The following is a 7,315-nucleotide window of genomic DNA, read 5'->3' as shown; positions in this document are numbered from 1 at the left end:
ATATGTCACTAAAGGTCTCTACTAAAAGTTCATTTACAACTCCAACAGATCTGCTCATATTTATCACCGTTTCCCATACCTTGATTTCCATATACTTATGTTTTCATGTACTTTGATACTCAAAGTATATCTATGGAGTAGTAATTTGTCAATATTTTTACCATAAATATGAATATTTTTACATTTTATTTCACCTATAATAAACTAAAATTTTGTTCTGCTTCTTCTACTAATTCAGTCATAAGTTCCTTAACGGTCACAATTTTATTTACTTTATAAGCATTACTTCCAACAAAAACAAGTCCTTTGTCTAAGTTTCCTCTTACGGCTTGTATAAGTGCTTCCGTAATGCAATAAGGTGTGGTTTTAGGATTACATTTCTTAATACATAAATAACACTTGCTTACTTTGCAACCATTCGCCTCTACATCTTTCATAAAATCATTGTTAATAGCACGTCCAGGCATACCTACTGGACTTTTTACTATCTTTATGTCTTCTTCTTTTGAATTAATATATGCCATTTTAAAAGCTAAACTAGCATCACATTCATACGTTGCCACGAATCTGGTAGCCATTTGAACACCAGCTGCACCTATTTTCATTAAATCTGAAATATCGGTACCAGTATAAACTCCACCTGCAGCTACTACAGGAATTTTTTTATTATACTTCTCTTCGAAAGGCTTAATTGCCTCTATAACTTCTTTAACTATTTGCTTTAAATCTTGTGCTTTCTTTTCAAGTAGCGATTCCAAAGAGAAACCAAGATGGCCACCAGCTTCTGGACCTTCAACAACAATTAAATCTGCGGCACATTTGTTTTTTCTATCCCACATTTTCGATATTACTATAGCTGCCTTTGCAGATGATACTATTGGTGCAAGTTTTGTTTTAAATCCTTTAGCTATTTTGGGCAAATCAAGTGCAAGTCCTGCACCAGATATTATTAAATCTATACCTTCTTCTAGTGCTACTGTTGTTAGTTCCTCATAATTATTCATTGCTACCATAATATTTATTCCAATTATGCCCTTAGGGCTTAATTCTTTAGCTCGCCTAATTTCATTTTTTAATGCTCTTTTATTTGCTTCTTTTGCATTAGTTGCAAAGTCTTCTTCATTAAATCCAATTTGCGCAGTAGATATTATTCCAATCCCACCCTCATTTGCAACAGCTGATGCGAGTTTCGATAAAGATACACCTACGCCCATACCGCCTTGAATTATAGGAATACGTGCTATTAATTCTCCGATTTTTAAAGGAGGTAACTTCATAATTATCCTCTCCCTTTGCTTAGATTTTCAACTAGTTTGATAGTCAAAGTATATATATTTTTATATTCTATGTCAAGATAAAAGTATCTTGTACCTGATTAGATTGTTTTTAATAGCTTAGCTTTTCATTCTTATTTTTCAATATTTATATTAGTTTAGTGTATAAATTTACTTTGCCTAATATCACTATTAATTATCCAAACTTGTTATAGGTATAAAATAACTCTTAAATCAGTATATTATAAAATATATTATTATATATTTACGCAGACTCTATTATAAATAATTGTAGAAGGGAAGATAAAACATGTTTAACATATTTAAAGTAAACGGTGAAAAAAATATTATTGCTCTTATTATTAGCATTTTAATTGCACAAGGAGTGGGCTTTTTAAGTGGTTTTTTAAGTATGGGTGGAGCAAGTGCTTATAATAATTTCATTAAACCTAATTTTTCTCCTCCTGGGTGGATTTTTCCTGTTGTATGGACAATATTATTTTTTCTAATGGCTTTAGCTGCTTATAGGATTTGGATGACTTACAAATCCGGTATCGATGTAAAAAAAGCATTGATTTTATATGGTATTCAATTATTTCTAAATTTTTTATGGTCCATTATATTTTTCAGATTTAGATTATACGCTTTAGCTTTTTTAGAGTTACTTCTATTATTAGTATTCATTCTTTTAACTACTTTTGAGTTTTATAGGATTGATAAACCTGCAGCATATCTTATGATTCCATACATTGCTTGGGTATCATTTGCTGGAGTTTTAAATTATACTATATGGATGCTTAATTAAAATTTTCTATAATTAAATACTTAGGAGGAACTATGAACTCAGATTATAAAATAAAACAAATAACCAGTCTGTATAACAGTTGTAACAAATGTGGACTACCTATTTTAAATTGCATCTGTTCTGCAGCACCTAAAATAAAAACGAATTCAAAAATTTGGATTTTATCAACGGAAAAAGAATTTTATAGGCCTTCTAATACCGCAAGACTATTGAAACTTATAAATCCACATTCCACAGAAATTTTTCTTTGGGAAAGAACAATAATTCCAGAAAAATTAATAGCAAACTTAAATAATAATATATATGAACCATTTTTACTTTTTCCCATAAAAAATAATGAAACCAAGTGCCCAAAATTTGAATGCATTAGTAAAGGAAAAATTCCTGCCTTTATTATCATAGACGGTACATGGAAAGAAGCACGAAAAATACTTAGAAAAAGTTCCTATTTAGAAAACCTTCCAATTATTTCATTAGAACCAAACTTTAAGTCTATATATGATTTAAGAGGAGGTGCAAAGGAAGGTAATTTATGCACAATAGAAGCTGCAATTGAGGTACTAAACATAAGTGGTGATGATAAGTATTCACAAACAATAAGTGATTTTTATAATTTGTTTTTAAAAAGCTATAAGGCTGGCCTAAGTGGTCACAAGCTTATAACTTATAATAAAAATTGATACTAATTAAGCTGAATTAATTAATGATATTATTTCCTTTATTTAATATTAAGTAAAAAACATACGTCACCCTTAAAGGGTGACGTATGTTTTTTGCAAAATAATTATTTTTTATTCATATTATACAGTCGCATTATCTGCTTGCTCTTTTCTTTCCTTTATATAGTTTTGTGCCTTATCTGCATGACCCTTCATTAATATTGATGTGAATAAGAATATAAACAACATTACTGCAAGTACTGTTACATCTTTTGTAAATACTCCATAATCAATACCTGATACTACTTCTCTTAATCCAGATACCGCATAAGTAAACGGCATAAATGGATTTAAAACTTTAAACAATTTAGGTACTATTTCCAGTGGGAATGTACCAGCACAAGAGGTAAGCTGAAGAATTAATAATACAATTGCCATTAATCTTCCTAATTGCCCAAGTAAGAATACCATGCACTGAATAATCGCTATAAATACATATGATAAGAAAATATTAAATAAGAAATATAGCACTACATTATCCGGTCTAAGCCCTAATAACATTACAGCTCCACTTGCTAGAACTGCCTGCATAAAGCCTATTGCCCCATATGATAAGAACTTACCAGCTACAACAGCTGCTGGACTTGCTTTAATATCATCATCTACCTTATCCGTAATTACAAAGAACATCATTAAAGCTCCTACCCATAATGACAATGGAATAAAATAAGGTGTAAAACCTTCACCATAAGTTTTAACAGGATCTATCGCTTCTTGGTCCATAACTACAGGTTCTGAAAATGTTGCCGCCATGGTTTTAGTATCATTTTTTAAACTACCATTAAGATCATTGTAACCCTTTGTTGTCTTGTCACTAAGTTCTTTAGAACCATCTGACAATTTTGTCATTCCAACGTCTAGCTTGCTAGACCCTAAATATAACTTATTTACCCCATCTTTAAGTTCAGGTAATTTTCCATTTAAAGTACTAATTCCCTGTGTAAGCTGAGCTGAACCATCATTTAATTTTGAAGTTCCATCTGATAGCGCTGGCATCTTTTGGTTGAATTGTGAAAGCCCTACAGACAAAGCTCCTGAACCTGTCGCTAACTTCTGTACTCCTCCAGTTAATGTAGGAATTTTATCATTAATTTGTGAGAGTCCATTTCTGAAGTCCCCATTCATAGCCACATATAGCTTATCTAATCCTCCACTAATTTGAGTTGCTGCACCTGCAGCTGCTCCTGTTTGCTCCGCAAAAATTCCAGCCCCTTTAGAAAACTGATTTGCACCAGTTGCAAATGCGGCAGTACCCTGTGCAAGTTTTTGTGAACCATCTATAAAGCCTGAAGATCCATCCTCTAATTGCTTAGATCCTATTGCCACAGTATGAGCCCCCGCTTTAAGCTCATTCATCATTGCTACTTTCTTAGCGTCTGTAGCCGTTTTGTTTAATGAATCTAATTCAGCTAAAAATCCTTGCATATTTGCATCTTTCATCGCTTCTGGATTATCTCTTATATATGCTTTAAGCTTAGTATCTACTGCTTGTTGCAATGCCACTTGAGATGTTTTAGTATTATTTAATAAAACATCTACGCCTCCAGCGACTTGTGCACTTCCAGTCGAAAGATCACTCATGCCTTTTTTCATTGGAACGGCTCCTGTAGCAAGTTGTGCTGATCCATCTACAAGTTGTGTTGAAACATCAGTTAATTTTTTTGATGCCTTAGTTAACTGAGTTACCCCATCTTTGGTCGCACCCAGTCCTGATGCAAGTTGTGATGCTCCATCTTTAAGTTTTTTAGTTGAAGGTACAATTTGAGTTTTATATGCCTCATTAAGCTTTTGTACTCCAGTTGCCATAGCTGGTAATTGACCGTTAAGCTTACTTAATCCATTATTTAGTTGATCAGATCCACCCTTAAGCTGATTTACTCCGTTTACCATTTCCGGCACCTGATTTTTAAGTTCCCCTAGTTTGCTAGTTAATGTATTAGATCCAAGTAATAATTCTCCTACTCCATCAGACAATTCTGGAACACTACCATTGAGTTTTCCTGTTCCATCTTTTAACTGGCTAGTACCTTTCTTCGAGGAAGCTAAGCCGTCAGAGATCTTTTTATTTGCGTTGGACGCTTGCTTCATACCATCCTTAATTACATATAAATTATCAAATACTGCTGTTGTATACTCATTTGTCATGTTTTTTGTTAATTCTGCCTTAATCTGATCTAAAACTTTGCCATTAATTTGTGCTGCTAAAAAATTTCTCTTTTCATTTGCACTATATAATATTTTAGCTTGCACTGGTTTACCTTTTGTCGCGCTTAATGCATTTTCAGAAAAATTATCAGGAATTACGAACATTGCATAATAACTCTTTCCGTTAACTCCCTTTTCTGCTTGTGCTTTTGTAACAAATCGCCAACCCACTGCCTGCTTTTTTTTAAGATTATCTACAAGATTTTGTCCATAATTAACTTTCTTCCCGTCCTTCATGCTACCACTATCTTGGTTTACAACCGCTACAGGCATATCCTTAATTCTTGCATACGGGTCCCAAAATGCATCAAGATAAAGCAAACTATATAAAAGTGGAACTATTATAATTGCGATTACCGATACTCGTATAAATCTGTTTCTTACTATGCTTGAAATATCTCTTTTAGCTACTTTAAAAAAGTTCATGTTATCACCTCGTCCTCTAAATATTATTTTTATATATATAAATACTGACTAGTCAGTACATATATATAATACATTTTTAAATTATAAAGTCAATGTATTTTTTGTGAACAAAAATACATTGACTTTATTTATAATATTTACTTTAAAATAAAGCAAAACAGCCATATATTCTATTGTATAGGAATACATTTATGTTTTGCTTTATTTTATTCCATTTAATAAACCATTAATAAAATTATCTGTAATTTCATCTAATTTCATACTATCATTATTTATAACATAATATATTGCTACTGATACCAAGGTTCCAAAATATATATATGTTAAAAATGAAGGCTCACATTTTTTTATAGCGCCATCATCCATTGCGTTAATTAAAAATTTTTTAATATCCTCCATATACCCCTTAAGCAATTCTCTAAGTTCAAGATGTCTTATTTTACCACCCCAAGCCTGACTCATTATAACCTTAAATAAATCCCTATTTTCATACACCAATCTTAACTGATCCTTGCTAAGTTCTCTTAGTTTATAAGAATAATTACCCTCACCAGTATTAATGCTTTCTGTTTGTTGCCTTAATAAACTAATACCCTCAGTAATTATGTATTTAAAAACCTCATCCTTACTTTTAAAATAATAATAAACCGTACCTTTAGCTACTCCAGCATTTACAGAAATTTCATCCATAGTAGCTCCGTCATATCCATTAATAGAAAAATTTTTTATTGCAGATTGAAATATAGCTCCCTTTGTTTTATTCATTAAAACACCCCAACTTATGAAGAAAATTATTTTATATCGCACTATATTTTAACTAAGTTAATTAATATGTCAATATTTTAATAATATTATACTATATATTAAACTTATTTTTTTCTTTATTCAAAAGTTTATATAAAATATTTATTTTATATAAACTAATTCAATTTTTTTTTTAAAAACAACTAATAACCAAATAAATTATTGGATTAATGTAGCAATAATGGATATACTATGATTTATATGTTATAAAAATTCATAACTAAAGGGTGATAATATGAGAATACCAAATCATATCGGAATAATTCCCGATGGAAATAGAAGATGGTGCGTAGATAATGGTTTGACTAAGGACAAAGGATATACTTATGGATTAGATCCAGGTCTATCTTTGTATAAACTTTGCAAAGATGCTGGTGTAAAAGAAATAACTTATTACGGTTTTACTACAGATAATACAAAAAGGCCAGCAATACAAAGAGAAGCCTTTGTTAAAGCTTGTGTAGATGCTGTAAAACTTTTAAGTACACAAGATGCCGATTTGTTAGTAGTCGGGAATAGTGACTCACCTATGTTTCCAAAAGAACTACTTCCTTTCACTACTCGTAAAACCTTCGGCAAGGGTGGGATGAGGATTAATTTTTTAGTTAACTATGGCTGGGAATGGGATCTTAGTAACCTTGACCAAAACAAAAGCAGTAAAAGAAGCAATATAATTAATTGTATCAAAACTAAAGATGTTTCTAGAGTAGATTTAATCATTCGTTGGGGTGGTAGAAATCGTCTTAGTGGTTTCTTACCCATACAATCCATTTATTCTGACTTTTATGTCATAAATGACTTTTGGCCTGATTTCAAACCTGAGCATTTAACTAATGCATTAAATTGGTATAATCAGCAAGATATAACCCTCGGAGGTTAATTATATTATATGTATAGATATATGTATAGATATATGTTTAAAACAAACTGTATCTATTTTTTTATGTTGTAAAATATTCTATTATTAGTAAAATTGTATTTTTAATATTTATATAATGTCAAAATAAATTTTATTTCTTCAAAGGAGCTCTTATGGTTATTAACAAGACAAATTGTTGTAAATGCATATATTACTATATTAC

General features: G+C 31.0%; 6 protein-coding genes. 3 read left to right on the top strand and 3 right to left on the bottom strand.

Going from position 1 to position 7,315, the window contains the following annotated elements; translation table 11 throughout:
* Positions 1-194 precede the first annotated feature (194 nt).
* The gene (locus Q0649_RS11850) at positions 195-1,277 is read right to left on the bottom strand and encodes a nitronate monooxygenase family protein (protein WP_298842021.1); all 1,083 of its coding nucleotides are present in this window, start codon (positions 1,275-1,277) and stop codon (positions 195-197) included.
* 307 nt (positions 1,278-1,584) lie between these two features.
* On the opposite strand from Q0649_RS11850, the gene Q0649_RS11845 reads away from it, so the two are divergent.
* Complete coding sequence (locus Q0649_RS11845) at positions 1,585-2,079, top strand: TspO/MBR family protein (protein WP_298842019.1); 495 nt, start codon at positions 1,585-1,587, stop codon at positions 2,077-2,079.
* Between the two features lie 32 nt (positions 2,080-2,111).
* The gene (locus Q0649_RS11840; protein ID WP_298842017.1) at positions 2,112-2,759 is read left to right on the top strand and encodes a tRNA-uridine aminocarboxypropyltransferase; all 648 of its coding nucleotides are present in this window, start codon (positions 2,112-2,114) and stop codon (positions 2,757-2,759) included.
* 120 nt (positions 2,760-2,879) lie between these two features.
* Here Q0649_RS11840 and Q0649_RS11835 read toward each other — a convergent pair whose 3' ends face one another.
* Both Q0649_RS11835 and Q0649_RS11830 read right to left on the bottom strand, forming a co-directional pair.
* Entirely contained in the window at positions 2,880-5,429 is a 2,550-nt protein-coding gene (locus tag Q0649_RS11835; RefSeq protein WP_298842015.1) for a YhgE/Pip domain-containing protein, read from the bottom strand.
* A 201-nt stretch (positions 5,430-5,630) separates the two neighbouring features.
* Entirely contained in the window at positions 5,631-6,194 is a 564-nt protein-coding gene (locus Q0649_RS11830) for a TetR/AcrR family transcriptional regulator (protein ID WP_298842013.1), read from the bottom strand.
* A gap of 274 nt (positions 6,195-6,468) precedes the next feature.
* Between Q0649_RS11830 and Q0649_RS11825 the strand changes: the two genes are divergently transcribed.
* Positions 6,469-7,113, top strand: a complete 645-nt coding sequence (locus Q0649_RS11825; protein WP_298842011.1) for an undecaprenyl diphosphate synthase family protein — start codon at positions 6,469-6,471, stop codon at positions 7,111-7,113.
* The last annotated feature ends 202 nt before the right edge of the window (positions 7,114-7,315 follow it).

It is taken from the genome of uncultured Clostridium sp., assembly GCF_937920395.1.
Classification (GTDB): domain Bacteria; phylum Bacillota; class Clostridia; order Clostridiales; family Clostridiaceae; genus Clostridium_AD.
Note: the sequence above shows the minus strand (reverse complement) of the source record. Positions and strands in the feature narration are given on the sequence as shown.

Bases quoted from the DNA above. Each gene is read 5' to 3' on its own strand.
- Q0649_RS11850 (WP_298842021.1), bottom strand. From the start codon at position 1,277: ATGAAGTTACCTCCTTTAAAAATCGGAGAATTAATAGCACGTATTCCT.
- Q0649_RS11845 (WP_298842019.1), top strand. From the start codon at position 1,585: ATGTTTAACATATTTAAAGTAAACGGTGAAAAAAATATTATTGCTCTT.
- Q0649_RS11840 (WP_298842017.1), top strand. From the start codon at position 2,112: ATGAACTCAGATTATAAAATAAAACAAATAACCAGTCTGTATAACAGT.
- Q0649_RS11835 (WP_298842015.1), bottom strand. From the start codon at position 5,429: ATGAACTTTTTTAAAGTAGCTAAAAGAGATATTTCAAGCATAGTAAGA.
- Q0649_RS11830 (WP_298842013.1), bottom strand. From the start codon at position 6,194: ATGAATAAAACAAAGGGAGCTATATTTCAATCTGCAATAAAAAATTTT.
- Q0649_RS11825 (WP_298842011.1), top strand. From the start codon at position 6,469: ATGAGAATACCAAATCATATCGGAATAATTCCCGATGGAAATAGAAGA.